Raw genomic sequence first — 19,277 nt, 5'->3', positions numbered from 1 at the left:
GCCGAGGAGCCGGTACGCCGACGGCCGGACCCCGGCCCCGGCCGAAGAATCGAAGGCAGAGACCGAGGGCCCGGGCCGCAACGGCCCGTCCACCCCACCGCAGCACGCCATCCCCAGCCAGGAGCTTGAGGACCATGAAGAAGATGTCGACCCGCGCCCGCGTCATCACCGGTGCCGTCGCCGCCGCCGCGCTCAGCGCCGGTACGTTCGGCGCCGTGTCCGCCAACGCTTCCGCGCCCGCCGCCGAGTCGCGCGCCGCGGTGAAGGCCGACGCCCACAACCGCAACCTCCAGCAGACCACCCACCTGACGGTCGACGCCGCCACCAAGGCCGCGCAGGCCACCCTGGACGCCGCCGAGAAGGCCGGCCAGCGCATCACGGTCGCCGTCGTCGACCGCAACGGCAACACCATCGTCACGCTGCGCGGCGACGGCGCGGGCCCGCAGTCGTACGAGTCGGCGGAGAAGAAGGCGTTCACCGCGGTGTCCTGGAACGCCCCCACCTCCGAGCTGGTCAAGCGCCTGGAGAGCACCCCGAACCTGAAGGACATCCCCGGCACCCTCTTCCTCGGCGGCGGCGCGCCGGTCCAGGCCAAGGGCGCCCCGATCGCGGGCATCGGCGTCGCGGGCGCGCCGAGCGGTGCGCAGGACGAGGAGTTCGCGAAGGCGGGCGTCGCGGCGCTGGCCCGCTGACCACCGGCCGCCACGCGGGACGGAGCGCCGCCGCGGGAACGTGTCGTTCCTGCGGCGGCGCTCCGTCGTGCTCCCTACGATCACCCCATGCGCCGACTGCCTCGGTCCCTCGTCCCCCTGCTGCTCCTGGTCGGCTGCACCGACGGCGGCGCTTCGGGAACCCCGGGCGCGGCCGGCCTGCGGGACCCCCTCTTCCCCCGGCTCGGGAACGGCGGCTACGACGTGCGCCACTACCAGCTCACGCTGGAGTACGACCCGACCGCCGACCGCCTCTCCGGCACCGCCGAGATCCTCGCCGACGCCGCCCAGGACCTGAGCGCCTTCAACCTCGACCTGCACGGCCTGGACGTGGAGGACGTCACCGTCGACGGCGCGCCCGCCGCCGCCAACCGGGCCGGCGACGAGCTGACCGTACGGCCCCGGGACGAGCTGCGCCGCGACGCCCCGTTCCGCACGGTGGTGCGCTACGCCGGCACCCCGCGCACCATCACCGACCGGGACGGCGCGGAGGAGGGGTGGCTGCGGACCGCGGGCGGCGCGCTCGCCCTGGGCCAGCCGACCGGCTCCATGGCGTGGTTCCCCGGGAACCACCACCCCAGCGACAAGGCGACGTACGACGTCGCGATCACCGTGCCCCGGGAGCTGAAGGCGCTCTCCAACGGCGAGTTGGCGCGCGAGACGACGACGGGCGGCGCGACGACGTCCGTGTGGCGGTCGTCCGCGCCGATGGCGTCGTACCTCGCGACCCTGGTGATCGGCCCGTACGAGACGACGAACGGCCGCACCCGCGACGGGCTGCCGGTGCTGACCGCCGCGGAGGCGACGGTGGCGGCGCGCACCGCGGCCGTCGCGGGCCGCGTCGCGGAGGTCACGGAGTGGGCCGCCGGGCGCTTCGGCCCGTACCCCTTCTCGTCCGTCGGTGCGATCGCCGTACGGGACGGGGCGGCGGGTTACGCCCTGGAGACCCAGAACCGCCCGGTGATCCCGGCCGGGATGTACGACCTGCCGACCCTCGTCCACGAGCTGGCGCACCAGTGGTACGGGAACTCGGTGACCCCGGCGGACTGGCGGGACATGTGGCTGAGCGAGGGCTTCGCGACGTACGCGGAGTGGCTGTGGGCGGAGGACCGGGAGGGCACCCCGGCCGACGAGTCCTTCGCGGAGGCGTTCGCGACGGACGCGAACTGGTCCTTCCCGCCCGCGGCCCCGCCGTCGGCGGAACGCGTCTCGGACCCGCCGGTGTACGGGCGGGGCGCGATGGTGCTGCACCAGGTGCGGCGGGCGGTGGGCGAGGAGAAGTTCTCCGCGCTGCTGAAGGGCTGGCCGGCGGAGCACCGGCACGGCAACGCGTCGACGGAGGACTTCACGGCGTACGCGGAGGAGGTGGCGGGGCAGGACCTGGGGAAGGTGTGGAAGGTGTGGCTGTACGGGACGGGGGGCCGCCCGAGATGAGGGACGGCCCCCTGCCGTGGCTGTCTCAGAGATTCACGCCGAAGTCGCGGGCGATGCCCTCAAGACCGGCGGCGTACCCCTGGCCGACGGCGCGGAACTTCCACTCGGCGCCGTTGCGGTACAGCTCGCCGAAGACCATCGCGGTCTCGACGGCCGCGTCCTCGCTCAGGTCGTAGCGGGCGATCTCGGCGCCGCCGGCCTGGTTGACGATGCGGATGTAGGCGTTGCGGACCTGGCCGAAGTTCTGCGAGCGGGAGACCGCGTCGTAGATCGAGACCGGGAAGACGATCTTGTCGACGTCGGCGGGCAGCCCCGCGAGGTTGACGTTGATCTGCTCGTCGTCGCCGCCGCCCTCGCCGGTGCGGTTGTCACCGGTGTGGACGATGGTCTGGTCCGGGGTGGCCCGGTTGTTGAAGAAGACGAAGTGCGCGTCGGAGGCGACCTTGCCGGCGGCGTTCACGCCGATCGCGGAGGCGTCCAGGTCGAAGTCGGTGCCCGTGGTGGTGCGGACGTCCCAACCGAGGCCAACCGTGACGGCGGTGAGGCCCGGCGCCTCCTTGGTGAGCGAGACGTTGCCGCCCTTGGTCAGGCTTACTGCCATTGGGACATCCCCTTTGTGTTCGCGTGTGCGGGTCGGTGGATCCGACCCCTACGGACCGAAACTACCGTCATCCCTTCATAACGCCGTCGGGGCGGTCGCGGGTTCCGATGAATTCCAGGTGACGCGACGGCCCGGCCCGGGGGACGATGGACCCATGCCCGGTCCCCACGTCATACGCGGCTCCGTCTCCCTCCCGGAGGCCGAGCTGATGTGGCGTTTCTCCCGCTCCTCGGGCCCCGGCGGCCAACACGTCAACACCAGCGACTCCCAGGTCGAACTCCGCTTCGACCTCGCCTCGACGGAAGCGCTCCCCGCGGTCTGGAAGGCCCGCGCCCTGGACCGCCTCTCCGCCCGCCTGGTCGACGGCGTCATCTCCGTCCGCGCCTCGGATCACCGCTCCCAGTGGCGCAACCGCGAAACGGCAGCGACGCGCCTGGCATCCCTCCTCGCGGAGGCCACCGCACCCCCACCGAAGCAACGCCGCCCGACCCGCATCCCGCGCGGCATCAACGAGCGCCGCCTGAGGGAGAAGAAGCAGCGCTCGGAGAGGAAGCGGGGGAGGTCGGGGCGGGACTGGGGGTGAGCCCCGCGGGTGCGGGGAACACTGCCCGTTCCGGGTGGACGTGTCCACGAGCCCGGGACCACCCCCGCATACGCGGGGACTACAGGCGCCCACCTGCACTTTTACTCGGCCGGACCCCGGGTTTTACCCACTTCCTGAGAACGCGACAAACCGGACCCCTCCGTTCGTTCTTCCTGCGCAGAACCTAGCGCAAGGCCCGCGCGTCATCGCCGGCTACAACTCCCGGCCCGTACACCGTAGTCACGTACGCCAACAATGGCGCACCCCGCATCGGACTCCGCCTGGACCGGGTCGGTGCCGGCGGCGATGCGGCGCATGACCTCGACCTGCCAGGGCTGGGGCAAGAAGGCGATCCGGTGCACGAGTTCGGGGCCGTCGATCGTGCGCAGGTCAGCGTAGTCGGGTGGCGGTGGTCGCTCCCCGGCGCTGGCGTGCTTGGTCGCGTCGGTGAGGACGTCGCCGAGTGCGGCCGGGCCCGGCTGGAGCCGCCGTCGACGGCGTTGCATCTGTCGTAGCACCGCGGCTCTCCAGACGACGGGCAGCGCGGCGTACTGCCGTAACGACGCGACGGCGCACGCCACGTCACCCTCCCGGGCCGGGTCGGCTTCGGGCCACTGCTCGGCCCGCTCGGGTTCGCAGAGCACGGCGAAGTGCGCGACGTCGACGCAGAGCGCGATGATCTGCGGCCGGTACTCCTCGACGCCGGCGCTGAGCGGCCACGCCCGGCTGATCCGACGCCCGTCGGCGAGGCACCAGTGCAGGGCGGCGCGCTCGTGGTCGGGCAGCGTCTCCCAGACCCCGGACACGGTGAGCGCGTCCCACACCATCACGGGCGCGTCCCCGGCGAGCCCGGCGACGGTGCCCCAGTCGCGCAGCCGCCAGCACGCGAGGACGTCCAGAGCGCGGCGTACGGTATCCAGCCCCGATCCCCGGGATTGTTTCTCGTTCACGAATTCGGACTCTTTCCGCACGGAATCGAACAGCGGTCTCGGTCTCAGTCCCCTACACCGGGCCCGGCTCACCAGCGCGTAACCAGCCGTCGGATCACCTTCCCGGTGCAGGGTTTTCACGAAAGACAACTGGCTGGGACAGCGCAGGGGTAGCGTCGAAAAGGCTGGCAAACCCTGGCACTTGGGTCGGTGAGCTGGGAGGTGCTCCAACATGAGTGAGGATGAGCGGGACAGGAACGAGGGCCTGACCGATGCATTCGAGCGGTCGGGGATGTCACAGGGCGATCTGGCGCGACGCGTCACGGCGAGAGCCCGGCGCTTCGGGCTGCGACATGTGAACCCGGACGCCAGCAGCGTTCGCCGGTGGTTGCAGGGCACCAAACCGCGTGATCCGCTTCCGCGGCTCATCGCTGATGTGTTCTCGGAACGGTTTGGTCACCGGGTGACCACCTACGACCTCGGGTTCGGGAGCCCGCCCGACCTTGACCGGCCGTTGACGTACAGCCCATCGTTCACAGAGACAGTCGAGTCGGTGACCGAGCTAGGGAGAGCGGACATGGACCGCAGGAAGTTTCTCGCCGCGGCGCCCTTCGCGGCGGCGGCAGGAGTCGGGCCTTCGCGTGACTGGCTGTTGACGGCGCTTGACCAGGAACCCAAGCCCGGACCCCGGGTGCGGCTGGAGGACGTGACCGAAGTCCGCAACATGTTCGCCCGGTTCCAGGAGATCGACGTGATGCAGGGCGGTGGTTCCGGGCGCCTGCTGCTCACCAAGTACATGAACGCACACGTCTATCCGCTGCTGCGCAGGACGCACGCGGAGGACGTGCGTCGCGCGCTGTGCGGCGCGGCTGCCGAGCAGACGTACCTGCTGGGCTGGATGGCCTTCGACTCCGGCGAGCACGGCACAGCACAGCGCTACCTCATCCAGGCGCTCCGGCTCGCGGAGGAGTCCGAGGACGTACGCCTTGGAGCGCACGTACTGGCGGGCATGGCCGACCAGACCACGGTGCTGGGGAACCCGGCGGAGGGCCGCAAGATCGCCCAGGCGGGACGTCAGGGACTGCGGGGCTCGGACTCGCCGGCGTGCCTGGCGGACCTGTGGGCCCTCGAAGCCCGGGCCCTCGCGGCGCTGGGTGACTCCGTGGGGACCGCGCGGGCGATCGCCTCCTCGGAGCGGGAGTTCGCCCGGGTCGACCGGGACGCTGAGCCTGAGTGGGCGCGGTTCATCGACGGCGCGTACTTGCACGGCGAGTACGCGACGGCTTTCCGCGACCTCGGCCAGGCGGCCCCCTGCGCCGAACATGCCCGCCGCTCCATCGGCTACGCCCGCACCCAAAATCGCGCTCGTCGCGGCGCCATGTCCCACGCCATACTGACCGTCTCCCACCTGGACGGCGGAGACCTGGAGTCGGCGCACTCAACGGGCCTGCGCACGCTGGAACTCGCGCGCCAGGTCAAGTCGTCCCGCTGCACGGACGCGGTCCGCGACGTCCAGCGCCGTCTGATCCCCTTCGGTCGGCACCCGTTGGTGGCCGACTTCAACGAGCGCGCGCGAAGCGTCGTCGCAGCTTAGGGAGCGTGAGCGCCCTTCGGCGCGTCCGCAGCGAACGCGCTCCGTACGCAGGTCAGATTCCAGGTTCGAGGCAGAGGAGCACGGTCAGGGCGATGGTGTCTGCCACGGGGCCCAGCAACGCGAGTCGTGCGGAGTGGACGAGGCGTCGTCGGATGCCGGACCGCACGGTCTGCGCAGCGCCCGGACCTCTGTCGCCACCAGGGGTCGTCGACCCCCGAAAGCGACTCAAGTCCGTGACCACTTCTTGAACGGCTGCTCGGCACGGGGCCGAGTTGGATCCAGCATCCGTTTTGCAGGAGGCAGCAGATGAGCGACATTCGGTTCGCTTGGCTGGAGATCACCGGGAAGTGCCAGCTGGTATGTGAACACTGTTACGCCGACTCCGGTCCCCGCGGCAGCCACGGGACATTGGGCACAGCGGACTGGCGGCGGGTGATCGAGCAACTCGCCGAACACGGCGTCACGGCGGTTCAGTTCATCGGAGGGGAGCCCATGCTCCACCCCGGGCTTCACGGATTGATCGACTTCGCGCTCGGCCGGCGCCTCCGGGTGGAAGTCTTCTCCAACCTCGTCCATGTCCCGGAGGTGCTTTGGCCGGCCCTGGAACGGGACGGTGTGTCATTGGCGACGAGCTACTACTCAGATGATCCGGCCGAACACGCCGCCGTCACCGGCCGCCCGAGCCATGCCCGCACCAAGGCGAACATCGCCGAGGCCGTTCGCCGGAGGATCCCTTTACGAGTAGGCGTCATCGACGTCCGAGAGGGGCAGCGCGTGTCCGCCGCCCAACGGGAGCTGGAAGCGGTCGGCGTCCTGCAGATCGGTACGGATCGCCTGCGGCAGGTCGGCAGGGGCGTGCGGGAGAGTTCGCCGGACACGTCCCAGCTCTGCGGGCACTGCACCTCCGGGGTGATCGCGGTGTCACCGGATGGTTCGGTGACGCCCTGCGTGTTCTCCCGGTGGCTGCCGGTGGGAAACGTGATGGATGCAGCCCTGGCCGATATCCTGGCCAGTCCCGAGGCCCGGCGGGTGCGGGAGGAGCTGGCGGCTGATTTCGCCGCTCGCGAGGTGACTGCGGTGGGGAGGCCGAAGCCTCCGCCGTGCGATCCGAAGTGCGGACCGTCATGCGGGCCGGCTTGCACCCCTTCCTGTTGGCCGACGGGGACGGGCCCCTGCCGTCCCAAGGGGGGCTGCCAGCCGAACTACGACTAGGAGCAGCGTGTTCGTCGACCGGGTGTCAGTACCGGAGGGCTTGGCTCCGGGCCGGGCCGAGCGCGGCCAGTGGCCCTTCACCGTTCCTGCCGTCGCGCAGCTCCTTGACGAGGGGCTGCGCTTCGACCGGCCGGTGACCTTCCTGGTCGGGGACAACGGCTCGGGCAAGTCCACACTGGTCGAGGCCATTGCGGAGAGCTTCAAGCTGGACGCGTACGGCGGACGGCTCGCCCGGGTCCACGGCCGTCCTGACCCGACGAAGACGCCGCTCGGCGAGGTGCTGCGGGCGGACACGACCCGGGCGGGAGCCCGGATGCTAGCGGGTCCGCGGCGGAACAAGAAGGGGTTCTTCCTCCGGGCCGAGACTGCGTTCGACATGACGGAGAACCTCGGCGGCGTGCCGGGGTACTGGGCGGAGGACACCAGCGCCATGAGCCACGGCGAGGGCTTCCTCGCCGTGTTCCGGGCCATGTTCGACGTGCCCGGCTTCTACGTCATGGACGAGCCGGAGGCCGCGCTGTCGTTCACCTCGTGCCTCCAACTCGTCGGACTGATGCACCAACTCGGTGAGAGCGGTGCCCAGGTCGTCTGCGCGACCCACTCGCCGATCCTGGCCAGCACCCCCGGCGCGGACATCGTCGAAGTTGGCGACCACGGATTCCAGCGGACCCAGTGGGAGCATCTGGAACTGGTCGACCACTGGCGCCGCTACATGAGCAACCCGAACGCCTACCTGCGGCACATCGTCCCGTGAACGTCACGCCCAACCCCGACGAGGTCGCCGAAGCCGACCGGCGCTTCCGCACGTGGATGCGTCTGAACCTTGACCGCGCCGCCGCCCACTTCGACCTCACCGTCACTGGGGAGCCCGCCTTCGGCTGGCGGGACCGTTCGATCAGCGCCCCGGCGGACAGCCCGCACGGGGCCCGCTGGCTTCGCGTCGTCTCCGAGCAGATCGAGTGGGCGCGCGGTCACGGGTGGGCGGGCAACGCCGATGCCAATGAGGTGGTCGGAGTGCCCAAGCCTCGCGTACTCGGCGTCCACGAGTGGGACGAAGGTGACTGGCGGCGCCAGCGCGCCGAAGTCATGACCCTCGTGCCAGGGACGCCTTGCTCGTCCACGGACACGGCACCGTCGGGACTCGACCCGTCCGACACCTGGTGGGGTCAGCTCCACCAAGCCCTGCAACGCCTGGCCGAGACGGCGACGGATCGTGTCAGCACCGACCAGGAGAAGGTCGACCGTCGCGTGCGCGCCGCCTTCGGAGAGGGAACGGAGGTTCGCATCCGGAGGTGGGAGACGGTCCACGGCGACCTGCACTGGGCCAACCTCTTTGACCCGCTGGCCGTCGTCGACTGGGAACTCTGGGGCCGGGGTCCGGCAGGCACGGACGCGGCCACCCTCTACTGCTACAGCCTCACCAACCCCCGCCTGGCCCGGAAGGTCCTCGACCACTTCCCCCTCCTCGACACCCCCGACGGACACCGTGCCCAGCTCTACGTAGCCGCCCGCCTCCTTCACCGAGCGGAACTCGGCGACCACCCCGGGCTCACCCGGCCGCTCAATGAGCTCGCGCAGCGGCTCCTGCGGCGTCCTTCCCGGTAGGTACCACGGCGGGACCCCCGCACGCGTGGGGGCATCGACGGACCTGAGCCCGGTCACGTCGTCCCGCTGCACGGACGCGGTCCGCGACGTCAAGCGCCGCCTGATCCCCTTCGGCCGCCACCCGTTGGTGGCCGACTTCAACGAGCGCGCGGAGCGGCGTCGCGCCGTAGGGAACGCGGGGCCTCCGACGTCGCCGGAGTCTAGAAGCACCCGCCCGCCGAGGGGGCGGGTCGGGCTCTCATGCTGCCCTGCCGGAGAGGACACGGGATCTAGGACAAACTTTGGCCTATACGGACCCTAGGTTGCTGGCAACCGATGCTTCGAAGGGACCGCGATGCCTGAGCAGACCAGCAACGCGCCGCAGGGCCACACCACCGTTGCGCCCTGGGTCGTCACCGATGACACAGGCGCGTTCCTCGACTTCGTCACCCAGGCGTTCGGCGGGCAGGAACTGTCCCGGGTGCCGACCGAGGACGGCTTGATCGGACACGCTGAGATCCGGGTCGGCGACACCGTGGTGATGGCCTTCGACCGACACGCGGACTGGCCCGCCATGCCGAGTCTGCTGAACGTGTACGTGGCCGACGTCGACAAGACGTTCTCGCAGGCCGTCGAAGCCGGCGGCAGGGTCGTCACTCCCCCCGCCGATGATGCGTTCGGGCAGCGGGGCGGACGTATCAAGGACCCCTTCGACAACATCTGGTGGGTGACCAGCCACGTGGAGGACCTCTCCGACGACCAGATGTGGGAGCGGCTGCAGGACCCCGTGTACGGCGAGGCCATGCGTGTGGCCCAGCAGACGCTGGACGCGGAACTCAGCGGCCGACGTCGTGGACGCAGCAGCGCCCCGGTGAAGAGCACCGACTGACTGCGTCCCGCGCACGGCCCGCCGGCCTCGGGTCGTCACGGGAGCGTGTCGCGCACCTGTACCGGGCGGTGGTCAGGTCGCAGTGATGCCGAGGTCGGCGATGAGGGCGCGGACGCGGTGTTCGATGGTGTCGCGGATGGGGCGTGTGGCGTCGGGGGTTTGTCCGGCGGGGTCGTCGAGGGGCCAGTCGAGGTAGGTCTTGCCGGGGAAGACGGGGCAGGTGTCGCCGCACCCCATGGTGATGACGACGTCGGAGGCGCGGACGGCGTCGGGCGTGAGGAGCCTCGGGGTGAGCCCGGTGAGGTCGATGCCCTTCTCGGCCATGACCTCGATGACGGCGGGGTTGAGCTGCTCCGTGGGCTCCGAGCCGGCGGAGCGGACCTCGATCCGGTCGCCGGCGAGGTGGGTGAGGAAGGCGGCGGCCATCTGGGAGCGTCCGGCGTTGTGGACGCAGACGAACAGTACGGACGGCCGGGCCGGCATGCGGTCAGACACGGGTGGAGCCTTCGGCGGTAGGGGCGGCTGGTTCGGCCGCCGGGGCAGGGGCGGTGGGGAAGTAGCGGCGGGCCTTGAGGGCGACGTGGACGAGGCCGATGAGGACGGGGACCTCGATGAGGGGGCCGACGACTCCGGCGAGGGCCTGTCCGCTGCTGGCGCCGAAGGTGGCGATGGCGACCGCGATGGCCAGCTCGAAGTTGTTCCCGGCGGCGGTGAACGCCAGGGTCGTCGCCCGCGGGTAGTCGAGTCCGGCCGCGCGGCCGATGGCCATGGACCCGGCCCACATGACGGCGAAGTACACGAGCAGGGGGAGGGCGATCCGGGCGACGTCCAGGGGCCGGGAGGTGATGGCGTCGCCCTGGAGGGCGAAGAGGATCACGATGGTGAACAGGAGTCCGTAGAGGGCGAACGGACCGATCCGGGGGACCAGTTCCGTCTCGTACCAGTCGCGGCCCCGGGTCTTCTCGCCGATCCGGCGGGTGAGGTACCCCGCGGCGAGCGGGATGCCGAGGAAGACCAGGACGCTGCCCGCGATCTCCCCCACGGAGACGTCGAGTCCGCTGGTGGCCAGGCCGAGCCAGCCGGGGAGCAGGTCGAGGTAGAACCAGCCGAGGAGGCCGAAGGCGAGGACCTGGAAGACGGAGTTGAGGGCGACGAGGACGGCGGCGGCCTCCCGGTCGCCGCACGCGAGGTCGTTCCAGATGATGACCATGGCGATGCAGCGGGCGAGCCCGACGACGATCAGTCCGGTGCGGTACTCGGGCAGGTCGGGGAGGAAGGTCCACGCCAGGGCGAACATCAGCGCCGGGCCGAGCAGCCAGTTCAGGACCAGCGACCAGATGAGGAGGGGGCGGTCGCGGGTGACGGTGTCGAGCCGGTCGTAGCGGACCTTGGCCAGCACCGGGTACATCATCACCAGCAGGCCGAGCGCGATCGGCAGCGACACCCCCGCCACCGTCACCCCCGCGAGCGCGTCACCGAGGCCGGGAACGAGCCGTCCGAGGCCGAGCCCGGCGGCCATCGCCGCGAGGATCCACAGCGCGAGATAGCGGTCGAGGAACGACAGTCGCGCCCCCGCAGGCCCGGCCGCGGCGGCGGTGGGGGCGCTCACGCGCCGGGCCCGGCATCGGCAGCGTCTCCGGCGGGGCCGCACCCGGTGGACGCGGTCGGGAGGGGTTCGCCGCCGGGGCGGGTGAGGATTCCGGCGAGCCGGTCGGTCATCTCCGGCAGCAGCCGGTAGTACACCCACGTCCCGCGCCGCTCGGAGGCGATCAGCCCGGCCTCCCGCAGCAGCTTCAGATGGTGCGAGATCGTCGGCTGGGACAGCTCGAACGCCGGGGTCAGATCACACACGCAGACCTCCCCGCCCGCGCGGGAGGCGATCATCGACAGCAGTCGCAGCCGCACCGGGTCCCCCAGCGCCTTGAACACCTTCGCCAGCACCTCGGCCTGCTCCGGGTCCAGCGGCGCGGACAGCAGCCCCGGGCAGCAGCCCTCTGTTACGGCGCCCTGACCGAGCACCTCAAGCCCTTGAATCGACATTCTTCTATGTTGACGAACTTCGATCCAAGAGGCAAGCTCAAAGGCATGGCATCGATAAACGTCGATACAGCCAGTTCGAGGGAGACCGTCATGTCCCGTGTCCAGCTCGCACTCAACGTCGCCGACCTCGAAGCGTCGGTGACCTTCTACTCCAAGCTGTTCGGCACCGAACCCGCCAAGCGGCGCCCCGGCTACGCGAACTTCGCCCTCACCGAGCCCCCGCTGAAGCTCGTCCTCATCGAAGGCGAGCCCGGCCAGGACACCCGCCTGGACCACCTCGGCGTCGAAGTCGCCGACTCCGACGACGTGACCGCCGCCACCACCTGCCTGAAGGACGCGGGCCTGGCGACGTTCGAGGAGAACGACACCTCCTGCTGCTACGCCCTCCAGGACAAGGTCTGGGTCACCGGCCCCGGCAAGGAGCCCTGGGAGGTCTACGTCGTCAAGGCCGACGCCGACCAGATGGGCAAGGCCCCGGCGGTGGCTCCGGAAGTCGCCAACGGCGGTTGCTGCACCAGCACGTCCGACGCACCCGAACCGGCCGGGGAGTCCGTTGGATGCGGCTGCGGGGACTGAACCGCACCCCGGCCCGGGCGAGGTCGCCGAAGCCGGCCGGCGCCTCTGTCAGTGGCAGGTGGCAGGCTCCGCCCATGAGTTACGACCTTGCTGTCTGGGAAGGCGAGCGGCCCGCAGACGACGCCGCCGCGGGCCGGTGTTTCGACGAGTTGTACGAGAAGTACGTGGCCGCGGGCGGGCCCGACGTTCCACCGACCCGGCAGATCGCGGAGTTCGTCGCCGCGCTCCTGGAGCGGTGGCCCGACCTCACTGAAGACGAGGACGACACTTCGCCGTGGTCGAGCGGGCCGCTCATCAGCGAGGCGAGCGGCCCTCTCATCTACTTTCCGATTCGCTGGAGCATGGTGGAGGAGGCAGCCCTCCACATAGCGGGGGTGGCCTCGTCGATGGGGCTCAACTGCTATGACCCACAGGGGCAGTGCCTTTGGCCGCGGTGATCGTCGGGCGCTGCGTGCCAGGTTGCTGAACCGCTCAGAAAGCCGATACTGAAAGGGGTATGCGACCAGGGTGCCAGCTACTGCGTGTATGGAACGGTGGCCCCGGCGAAACGCAAGGATTCCCGCGAGTCAGGCTCGATCGAGCCGACATGGGTGACGTTCTCCGTGGCAGTGGTTGAGACCGCGTCCGCGAAGGAGGAGCAATCCCATGACGGACATCTTCTTCGGCAACCCCGACAAGCCGATCGTGCCGAGCGCGGTGATCATCAGGGAGACCGACACGTTCCAAGTCCAGTGGAGCGCGGTCAACCGCAGCGGCAAGGACGTCGACGCCTTCACGGACCGGCTCGTGGTCACGAGCATCCCGGAAGGGTGTCCCGGCAGCGACGACGCGGAGCACCCGGTGGTGTTCGACAGCACCTTCGACGAGCCGGCGCTCGGGCCCGGCCAGGGCGGTCCTGAACAGAACCCGACCGTGGGTCCCTTCGCGGCGGGTTCCTACCGGCTGACGGTGACGCTCGCCAACGACACCGGCGCCGGGGACTCGACGTTCGTCTGCATCCCGATCGAATCCGCGCAATAGCAGATCCGCGCAACAGCAGAGGGGTGGACACCGGAAGGGGACAGGCCATGGCCGATCAGTTGGAATTCGTCGAGGACTTTCCGCAGATCGTTCCTGATCCGCCGCGATCGCTCGTGCAGTTCTCCGTGAAATGGAAGGTCGAGAACCTCGGCGACCAGGATTCGCCGGAGGCCGAAGTCAGGGTCGACGTCATTGACGGGAACGGCGGTGTGGTGCTCACGTCCATCGGGCGCAACGTCGTGCAGCTGACGCCGGGCCAAACGGACGAGGACACCGTGGACGTCGGCGCGGTGAGCAGCGGCAATTACACCGTCGAAGTGGTGGTCGACGGTCAGAAGGCGATCATTCCGATCACCGTCCTGTGAGGTGCGGCAGAAAGCCCCGACCGTGCGGTGACCGATGACCAGAACATAGCGCCGTCGCCCCGCACCCGCATCAGACGATCGGACGACACCGGCGTCCCCCACTGTGATCGACGATGGTGTCCGGTGCGGCGACCCGAGTCATGTGCAGGCGGCGCCACCGTGGAGGCAGCGGTGGAGTAGGGAGCCACCGCCGTGCCGAGCACGGAGCAAGGGAGCCGCCGATGAACACCAGTAACGCCAGCAGCGAAGACAGCGAAGACAACGCACGCAACGCAGGCAACGCACGCAAGGCCAGCAACACCGCACTCCTCGACGCCGCCAAGCGGGGCGACGCCGGTGCCGTACGGGCCGCGCTCGGTGCCGGCGCCGACGTCGAGGCGCGCGACGCGGAGCTGCGGACGCCGCTGCTGCTCGCCGCGCTCGGAGATCACATCGAAGCCGCACGCGCGCTCGTCGTCGCGGGCGGGGATCCGAACGCGCAGGACGCGCGGCACGACAGCGCGTGGCTGGTCACCGGGGTGACCGGGAGCGTCGCGATGTTGCGGGTGTTGCTGCCCGCGGGGCCGGACGTTACCCTGCGGAACCGGTTCGGCGGGGTTTCCGTCATTCCCGCCAGCGAACGCGGCCACGTCGCGTACGTCCGCGCCGTCGTCAGCGAGACCGACATCGACGTCAACCACGTCAACGACCTCGGCTGGACCGCGCTCCTGGAGGCCGTGCTGCTCGGGGACGGCGGGCCGGCGCACCAGCAGGTCGTGAAGATCCTGCTCGCCGCGGGCGCACGGCCCGACCTGGCGGACGCCGACGGGGTGACGCCGCTCCAGCACGCCCACCGCCGCGGCTTCGAAGAGATCGCCGCGCTGCTGAAGGGCGCGCAGTGAGGGCCCGTCGTGCGGGCGCCCTGGGCGCCGCGCTGCTCGTCGCCGTACTCAGCGGGTGCAGCGCGTCCGGAAACACCCCCCAGAGCGCCTCCGCGAGCAGCGACCGGTCCGCCGCACCCGCCGCCACGCCCCTTCCCTCCGGCACCGCCACACCCCCGGGCACCCTCCTCGTCGCCGACTTCGGCGGCGACACCGTCACCTTCCTCGACCCCGCCCGCGGGCCGTTCGCGTCCGTGAAGGTCGGGACCGCGCCGTACGGGCTCGCCGTCGGGGCGGACGGGCGCGCCTGGGTCGCCACCGCCGAGGGCGTCGCGATCGTCGACACCCGCACCCGCACCAATCTGGGCCGCGTCCCGTACCGCACCGAGAGCGGGCCGGTCACGGACGGCGAGTACCGCGGCGGCGGGATGGGGATCGCGCTGGCGCCCGACGGGAAGCGGGCGTATGTGGGTGTCAACGTGCCCGGCGGGAACGGCACGTTGGAGGTCATCGACACCGCGACCCGGAAGGTCGTCGACACCGTGCCCGTCGGACGTCGGCCCTTCGACGTGGACGTGTCACGGGACGGCGCCGAGGTGTACGCCACGAACCACGACTCCTTCGATGTGACCGCGGTCGACGCCCGCACCCTGGACGCCCGCCGCCACGAGGTCGCGCCCTACGGCACCGAGGGCGGGCTCGGCTCCTGGCTGAAGCCGCACTACGCGGTCGTACGGGAGGACGGTCGGCTGCTGCTGCCCTTCGAGGGCGAACGGCTGGCCGTGCTCGACCCGCGAACCGGACGGGTGGAGATCGAAGAGATGACCGCCAACACCCATCAGCACGGAGCCGCCCTCACGCCCGATGGCACGTTGCTGGTCGTCGGGACCGGGCCGATCGGCTCGGACGACGAGGACCCGTCGCTGACGATCCGTACGAAGGACGGAACGGAGCGGGTCGTTCCGCTCACCGGTCCGCACGAGGACGTGGCCGTCTCGAAGGACGGGCGCACGGCGTACGTCACCGGCGGCTTCACCAGGTCCGGCTACTGGGACGGGGTCACCGTCGTGGACGTCGCGACCGGCGACACGCGTCGACTGGCGGGCGGCGAACGGCCGCTGGGCGCCGCGGTGCTGTAGCGCGGCGGCGGTGCGCCGACGTCAGGCTTCGGGCCGGCTCGGCGCTACCGCGACGGCGCTCCGACGACGTGGTCGATCGCCGCGGCGACACCGGCCGTGAGGTGGCTCGGGCGGAACGCCTCCTGCGTCCACGCGCGACCGTTGGACACCCACACGCTCCCCAGCCCCAGCGCGTGCGCGCCGGCGATGTCGGCGTGCGCCGAGTCCCCGACGACCCACGCGCCGTCGAGGGGGAGTCCGACGGCCGCCGCAGCCGCCCGGAAGATCTCGGGCTCGGGCTTCTTGTGGCCCACCGCTTCGGAGACCACCCACGCCTGGACGAGCCGGTCCAGGCCGGTGCTGCGGATCTTGGCTTCCTGCTGGGGCGTCTCGCCGTTGGTGACGATCACGCACGACCAACCGTCGGCGTGCGCCCGTGCCAGGGCCTCGCGGGTGGGGTCCAGCAGGGCGACGCGGTCGGCCCCGCCGTTGTCGAGCAGGGCTTCGACGGGGGCGGCCAGCGACGTGCCGTACCGGTCGGTCATGGCCGCGGCGACGTCCGCGCGCGGGGCGTAGCCGTTGGCGTCGAGGTCCGTGAGCCACGCGAGGTCGGCCGCCGGCAGGCCGTGCACGGCCAGGAACTCCGCGACCGCGCCGGCGAAGGCCGCGTCGCGGTCGACCAGGGTGTTGTCGAGGTCCAGCATCAACAGCGGCATGGGCGCCAGTAGATCACGCACCAAAGGCCGCCCGTACGCCCGTTGGCCACGCGCCAGGAGCCCGCCGGTGTGCCCGTTGGCCACGCACCGAAGTCCGCTCGTCCGCCTGTCGGCCATGCGTCAGGAGCCCGCCCGTACGCGAGGAAGCCGCTCACCGGAGCCCGCCCGCGGGTCTGCCGGGCACGCCCGGTGACGCGCGGCGGCGAGCGCCGTCCCGGGCTCTCAGCCCAACCGCCGGTACCGGCCCCGGAAGTACATCAGCGGGCCGCCCTCCGCGCTCGGCAGCTCCACGTCCAGCACCCGGCCGATCACCAGCGTGTGATCGCCCGCCACCACCCGCTGCTCGGTGCGGCATTCGAGCGTCGCGAGCGCACCGCCGACCAGCGGGGCGCCCGAGACCGTGCCGCGGCGGTACGGGATGTCCTCGAAGAGCAGCCGGTCGCTCAGGCGGCCCTTCATCGCGAAGCGCCCCGCGATGTGGCGCTGGCTCTCCGCGAGCACGGAGACCGCCCACAGCGGCTGCTCGGACAGCAGGTCGTCCATGCGGGAGCCGTTGCGCAGGCTGACCATCACCAGCGGCGGGTCCAGGGAGACCGAGACGAACGCCGTGGCCGTCATGCCGGCGTCCTCGCCGTGCGGGCCGGCGTCCTCGTCGAACGCGGTCACCAGGACCACTCCCGCGGAGAGTCGGGACATGGCAGCGCGGAAATCGTCGTTGCTCACCCCCTCAGCATGGGGGACGGCGGCGGGGAGGGGACCGGAGGCGGAGGTCGTCTGCAGCACACCGGAACGCTAACCGGACGAATCCCCGCGCCGCATCGGGCCCCGGGCGCTGCCTTGGTCCTAGGACCAGAGTCCCATGGACGGGAGTTCCCGCCCGGCGGCCGCCCGGGCCGCGGCCGGGCGGCGCACACGGCCTCCTGAGGCTCCTGGACCCCTCGGACCCCACCCATCACGCGCGCCCGCGCACCACCCCGTACCGCCCCCGTACCGCCCGTCCGGCTCCGTACGCACGCCCGATTTGCTCAGAGAAATCCCTGGTGAAGACCCAGTGGACGGGGCGCCGCGTGCACGGAATGCCCATCTTCTCATGTGACTTGAGTCACAGAGGGCGCTATTTGTTGACCCTGTGTACCGAGTGGACAGCTCACTGTGATTCAGTGGCCGGGAAACCGCGCACGGACCGAGCGCGAAACACGACCGTGAGAAGACCGCACAAGAAGGCCGAAGAGATACCTGGAGTCTGCTGTCGAGGTCTCGGGGAGAGCGAGCATGGAGACCGAGTCGGAGCCCTACGTCCGTCTTGCGACCCTGCGGCAGCTGCACAAGGTGGTCGCGGACCTCAACACCGCGCGTAGTCTCGCCGACACCCTTCAGGCCGTCGCCGACGGCATCGTGAAGGGCCTCGGCTACGAGCTCGCCTGCGTCAACCTCGTCCGGGCCGACGGAGACCTCGTCGTCGCCGCCTTCGCGGGCAGCGCCGCCGCCGAGGCCCTGATCACCGGACGCGTGGGCCCCCGGGCCTCCTGGGAGCGCCGGCTGTCCATGGGCGAGGCGTGGGGGGAGCTGCGGTTCATCCCGCACACCGAGGGCTGGGTCCTGATCGAGGACGACGTGCCGCAGTGGCACACCGACGGCCCCGAGCCCCGCTTCGAGGACGAGTGGCACCCCCGGGACCGGCTCTACGCCCCCATGTACGGCTCCGGCGGCGGCCGGGAACTGCTGGGCGTCATCTCCGTCGACCGGCCGCGCAACGGCCGGCGCCCCGGCCCGTGGGGTCAGGAGGCGCTCCAGATGTACGCCTCCCAGGCGGGCATCGCGATCAGCAACGCCCGGTTGCGAGCAAACATGCAAAGGGCGCTCGTCCGGTTGGAGCGCGAGCAGCAGGCGCTGCGCGCCAGCGAGGAGTCCTTCCGGCAGGCGTTCGAGTACGCGCCCAGCGGCATGGCCATCGCCGAGATGGGCGGCGACCAGCACGGCCGGCTGCTGCGGACCAATGACGCGCTGTGCCGGCTGCTGGGCCGCCCCGCCTCCGCGATGCGCCGGTACTCCTTCGCCGACCTGGTGCACCCCGAGGACGTGGGGACGCTGCTGCGGACCTCCGCCGAGGGCGGCCGGGCCGAGATCCGGCTGGGGCGGCGGGACGGCACGTACGTCTGGGTCTCGCTGCGCAACTCCGTCGTCGCCGACACCGCCGACGGGCCCCGCTTCCTGCTGACCCACGTCGAGGACATCGAGGACCGCAAGCGGCACGAGCTGGCGCTGGCCCACCGCGCCTCGCACGACGCGCTCACCGGGCTGCCCAACAGCGCGGAGCTGCGCTCCCGGCTCAGCTCCCGGCTGTGCGAGCGCCCGCAGGCGGCGCGGGGCACGGCCGCGGCGGAGGTGTACGAGTCGTACGAGTACGACCCCGAGACGGAAGCGATCTTCTCCCCCGACGGGTACTCGTTCGGGCACCCGGGGCACCCGTACGACCACCACGTGCACGTCGTCGCACCGGACTCGGAGGCCGCAGCGAGTGCGGCGGTCGACAACGCGTCCCCCGAGGCCGCCGCCGGCGACGACGGCACCAAGGGCCTCGCGGTCCTCTTCTGCGACCTGGACGGCTTCAAGTCCATCAACGACCGCTTCGGCCACCAGACCGGTGACGCGGTGCTGGTCGAGGTCGCGCGCCGGCTCACCACCGGCGTGCGCGACGGGGACACCGTCGCCCGGCTCGGCGGTGACGAGTTCGTCGTCCTCGCCGACGGCCTGGGCGCGGCGGACGCCGCCGACCTCGCCGTCCGGCTGCGGAGCGCGATCGTCCTCCCGATCCGGGTCGGGGGCCGCGGAGTCCGCGTCGGCGCCAGCTTCGGCATCGGCTGGGCGAGCTGCGGGATGACCGTGGACGAGGTGCTGACCTCGGCCGACGAGCGGATGTACGTGGAGAAGCGGTCGCGTTCGAAGGTGCACCGGAGGGCGGGGTGAACCGCCGGGCCGCCTCCGGGCGTCCCCGAGAGTGCCCCGGGGGACCCGTTCGGCCGTTACTCAGCGGTCGTACGCTCTT

The 19,277-nt window shown here is 71.2% G+C and carries 22 protein-coding genes; 15 read left to right on the top strand and 7 right to left on the bottom strand.

From position 1 onward, the window contains the following. The first annotated feature begins 134 nt into the window (after positions 1 to 134). Together AB0E05_RS11325 and AB0E05_RS11320 are read left to right on the top strand one after the other, a co-directional pair. Entirely contained in the window at positions 135 to 692 is a 558-nt protein-coding gene (locus tag AB0E05_RS11325; protein WP_361961759.1) for a heme-binding protein, read from the top strand. A gap of 87 nt (positions 693 to 779) precedes the next feature. Next, on the top strand, positions 780 to 2,144 hold the full coding sequence (locus tag AB0E05_RS11320) for a M1 family metallopeptidase (protein ID WP_361961757.1): 1,365 nt from the start codon (positions 780 to 782) through the stop codon (positions 2,142 to 2,144). A gap of 25 nt (positions 2,145 to 2,169) precedes the next feature. On the opposite strand, the gene AB0E05_RS11315 is transcribed toward AB0E05_RS11320, so the two are convergent. Further along, a complete protein-coding gene (locus AB0E05_RS11315; protein ID WP_361536650.1) occupies positions 2,170 to 2,745 on the bottom strand; it encodes a TerD family protein in 576 nt (191 codons plus the stop codon). A 154-nt stretch (positions 2,746 to 2,899) separates the two neighbouring features. On the opposite strand from AB0E05_RS11315, the gene arfB reads away from it, so the two are divergent. Continuing rightward, on the top strand, positions 2,900 to 3,328 hold the full coding sequence (gene arfB, locus AB0E05_RS11310) for an alternative ribosome rescue aminoacyl-tRNA hydrolase ArfB (protein WP_361961754.1): 429 nt from the start codon (positions 2,900 to 2,902) through the stop codon (positions 3,326 to 3,328). Positions 3,329 to 3,531: 203 nt separating this feature from the next. Here arfB and AB0E05_RS11305 read toward each other — a convergent pair whose 3' ends face one another. Next, positions 3,532 to 4,278: a hypothetical protein gene (locus AB0E05_RS11305; RefSeq protein WP_361961752.1), complete on the bottom strand. Its 747-nt coding sequence runs from the start codon at positions 4,276 to 4,278 to the stop codon at positions 3,532 to 3,534. A 211-nt stretch (positions 4,279 to 4,489) separates the two neighbouring features. On the opposite strand from AB0E05_RS11305, the gene AB0E05_RS11300 reads away from it, so the two are divergent. From AB0E05_RS11300 to AB0E05_RS11280, 5 genes are all read left to right on the top strand, one after another. Next, a complete protein-coding gene (locus tag AB0E05_RS11300) occupies positions 4,490 to 5,851 on the top strand; it encodes a transcriptional regulator (RefSeq protein WP_361961750.1) in 1,362 nt (453 codons plus the stop codon). A gap of 306 nt (positions 5,852 to 6,157) precedes the next feature. Continuing rightward, the gene (locus tag AB0E05_RS11295; RefSeq protein WP_361961748.1) at positions 6,158 to 7,063 is read left to right on the top strand and encodes a radical SAM protein; all 906 of its coding nucleotides are present in this window, start codon (positions 6,158 to 6,160) and stop codon (positions 7,061 to 7,063) included. Positions 7,064 to 7,070: 7 nt separating this feature from the next. Then, the gene (locus AB0E05_RS11290) at positions 7,071 to 7,817 is read left to right on the top strand and encodes an AAA family ATPase (protein WP_361961746.1); all 747 of its coding nucleotides are present in this window, start codon (positions 7,071 to 7,073) and stop codon (positions 7,815 to 7,817) included. Further along, positions 7,814 to 8,668 (top strand): aminoglycoside phosphotransferase, encoded by an 855-nt coding sequence (locus AB0E05_RS11285; protein WP_361961744.1) that lies wholly within the window; start codon positions 7,814 to 7,816, stop codon positions 8,666 to 8,668. The genes AB0E05_RS11290 and AB0E05_RS11285 overlap by 4 nt, the downstream gene beginning before the upstream one ends. Before the next feature lie 334 nt (positions 8,669 to 9,002). Beyond that, complete coding sequence (locus AB0E05_RS11280) at positions 9,003 to 9,536, top strand: VOC family protein (protein WP_361961742.1); 534 nt, start codon at positions 9,003 to 9,005, stop codon at positions 9,534 to 9,536. Between the two features lie 72 nt (positions 9,537 to 9,608). On the opposite strand, the gene AB0E05_RS11275 is transcribed toward AB0E05_RS11280, so the two are convergent. The 3 genes from AB0E05_RS11275 to AB0E05_RS11265 are packed head-to-tail and all read right to left on the bottom strand — an operon-like array spanning position 9,609 to position 11,576. Further along, positions 9,609 to 10,019 (bottom strand): arsenate reductase ArsC, encoded by a 411-nt coding sequence (locus AB0E05_RS11275; RefSeq protein WP_361962070.1) that lies wholly within the window; start codon positions 10,017 to 10,019, stop codon positions 9,609 to 9,611. Positions 10,020 to 10,023: 4 nt separating this feature from the next. Further along, positions 10,024 to 11,145 carry an ACR3 family arsenite efflux transporter gene (gene arsB / locus AB0E05_RS11270; RefSeq protein ID WP_361961740.1) on the bottom strand — a complete coding sequence of 374 codons (1,122 nt, stop codon included), beginning with the start codon at positions 11,143 to 11,145 and terminating at the stop codon, positions 10,024 to 10,026. Next, positions 11,142 to 11,576 carry a metalloregulator ArsR/SmtB family transcription factor gene (locus AB0E05_RS11265; RefSeq protein WP_361961738.1) on the bottom strand — a complete coding sequence of 145 codons (435 nt, stop codon included), beginning with the start codon at positions 11,574 to 11,576 and terminating at the stop codon, positions 11,142 to 11,144. Before AB0E05_RS11265 ends, arsB begins: the two co-directional genes overlap by 4 nt. A 90-nt stretch (positions 11,577 to 11,666) precedes the next feature. On the opposite strand from AB0E05_RS11265, the gene AB0E05_RS11260 reads away from it, so the two are divergent. The 6 genes from AB0E05_RS11260 (at position 11,667) to AB0E05_RS11235 (ending at position 15,536) form a co-directional block, all read left to right on the top strand. Then, positions 11,667 to 12,152, top strand: a complete 486-nt coding sequence (locus AB0E05_RS11260; RefSeq protein WP_361961736.1) for an ArsI/CadI family heavy metal resistance metalloenzyme — start codon at positions 11,667 to 11,669, stop codon at positions 12,150 to 12,152. A 74-nt stretch (positions 12,153 to 12,226) separates the two neighbouring features. Further along, entirely contained in the window at positions 12,227 to 12,589 is a 363-nt protein-coding gene (locus AB0E05_RS11255; protein ID WP_361961734.1) for a hypothetical protein, read from the top strand. A gap of 208 nt (positions 12,590 to 12,797) precedes the next feature. Further along, complete coding sequence (locus AB0E05_RS11250) at positions 12,798 to 13,172, top strand: hypothetical protein (protein WP_361961732.1); 375 nt, start codon at positions 12,798 to 12,800, stop codon at positions 13,170 to 13,172. Between the two features lie 47 nt (positions 13,173 to 13,219). Further along, positions 13,220 to 13,537, top strand: a complete 318-nt coding sequence (locus AB0E05_RS11245) for a CARDB domain-containing protein (protein WP_361961730.1) — start codon at positions 13,220 to 13,222, stop codon at positions 13,535 to 13,537. 221 nt (positions 13,538 to 13,758) lie between these two features. Next, entirely contained in the window at positions 13,759 to 14,418 is a 660-nt protein-coding gene (locus AB0E05_RS11240) for an ankyrin repeat domain-containing protein (protein WP_361961728.1), read from the top strand. Between the two features lie 32 nt (positions 14,419 to 14,450). Further along, on the top strand, positions 14,451 to 15,536 hold the full coding sequence (locus AB0E05_RS11235) for a YncE family protein (protein ID WP_361962068.1): 1,086 nt from the start codon (positions 14,451 to 14,453) through the stop codon (positions 15,534 to 15,536). A gap of 44 nt (positions 15,537 to 15,580) precedes the next feature. Here AB0E05_RS11235 and AB0E05_RS11230 read toward each other — a convergent pair whose 3' ends face one another. Together AB0E05_RS11230 and AB0E05_RS11225 are read right to left on the bottom strand one after the other, a co-directional pair. Further along, positions 15,581 to 16,231 carry an HAD family hydrolase gene (locus AB0E05_RS11230; protein WP_361961726.1) on the bottom strand — a complete coding sequence of 217 codons (651 nt, stop codon included), beginning with the start codon at positions 16,229 to 16,231 and terminating at the stop codon, positions 15,581 to 15,583. 222 nt (positions 16,232 to 16,453) lie between these two features. After that, positions 16,454 to 16,927: a flavin reductase family protein gene (locus AB0E05_RS11225; protein WP_361962066.1), complete on the bottom strand. Its 474-nt coding sequence runs from the start codon at positions 16,925 to 16,927 to the stop codon at positions 16,454 to 16,456. Between the two features lie 576 nt (positions 16,928 to 17,503). On the opposite strand from AB0E05_RS11225, the gene cdgB reads away from it, so the two are divergent. Further along, positions 17,504 to 19,198 (top strand): diguanylate cyclase CdgB, encoded by a 1,695-nt coding sequence (gene cdgB, locus AB0E05_RS11220; protein ID WP_361961724.1) that lies wholly within the window; start codon positions 17,504 to 17,506, stop codon positions 19,196 to 19,198. The last annotated feature ends 79 nt before the right edge of the window (positions 19,199 to 19,277 follow it).

The sequence above is a fragment of the Streptomyces sp. NPDC048057 genome (genome assembly GCF_040653095.1).
Classification (GTDB): Bacteria; Actinomycetota; Actinomycetes; order Streptomycetales; family Streptomycetaceae; genus Streptomyces.
Note: the sequence above shows the minus strand (reverse complement) of the source record. Positions and strands in the feature narration are given on the sequence as shown.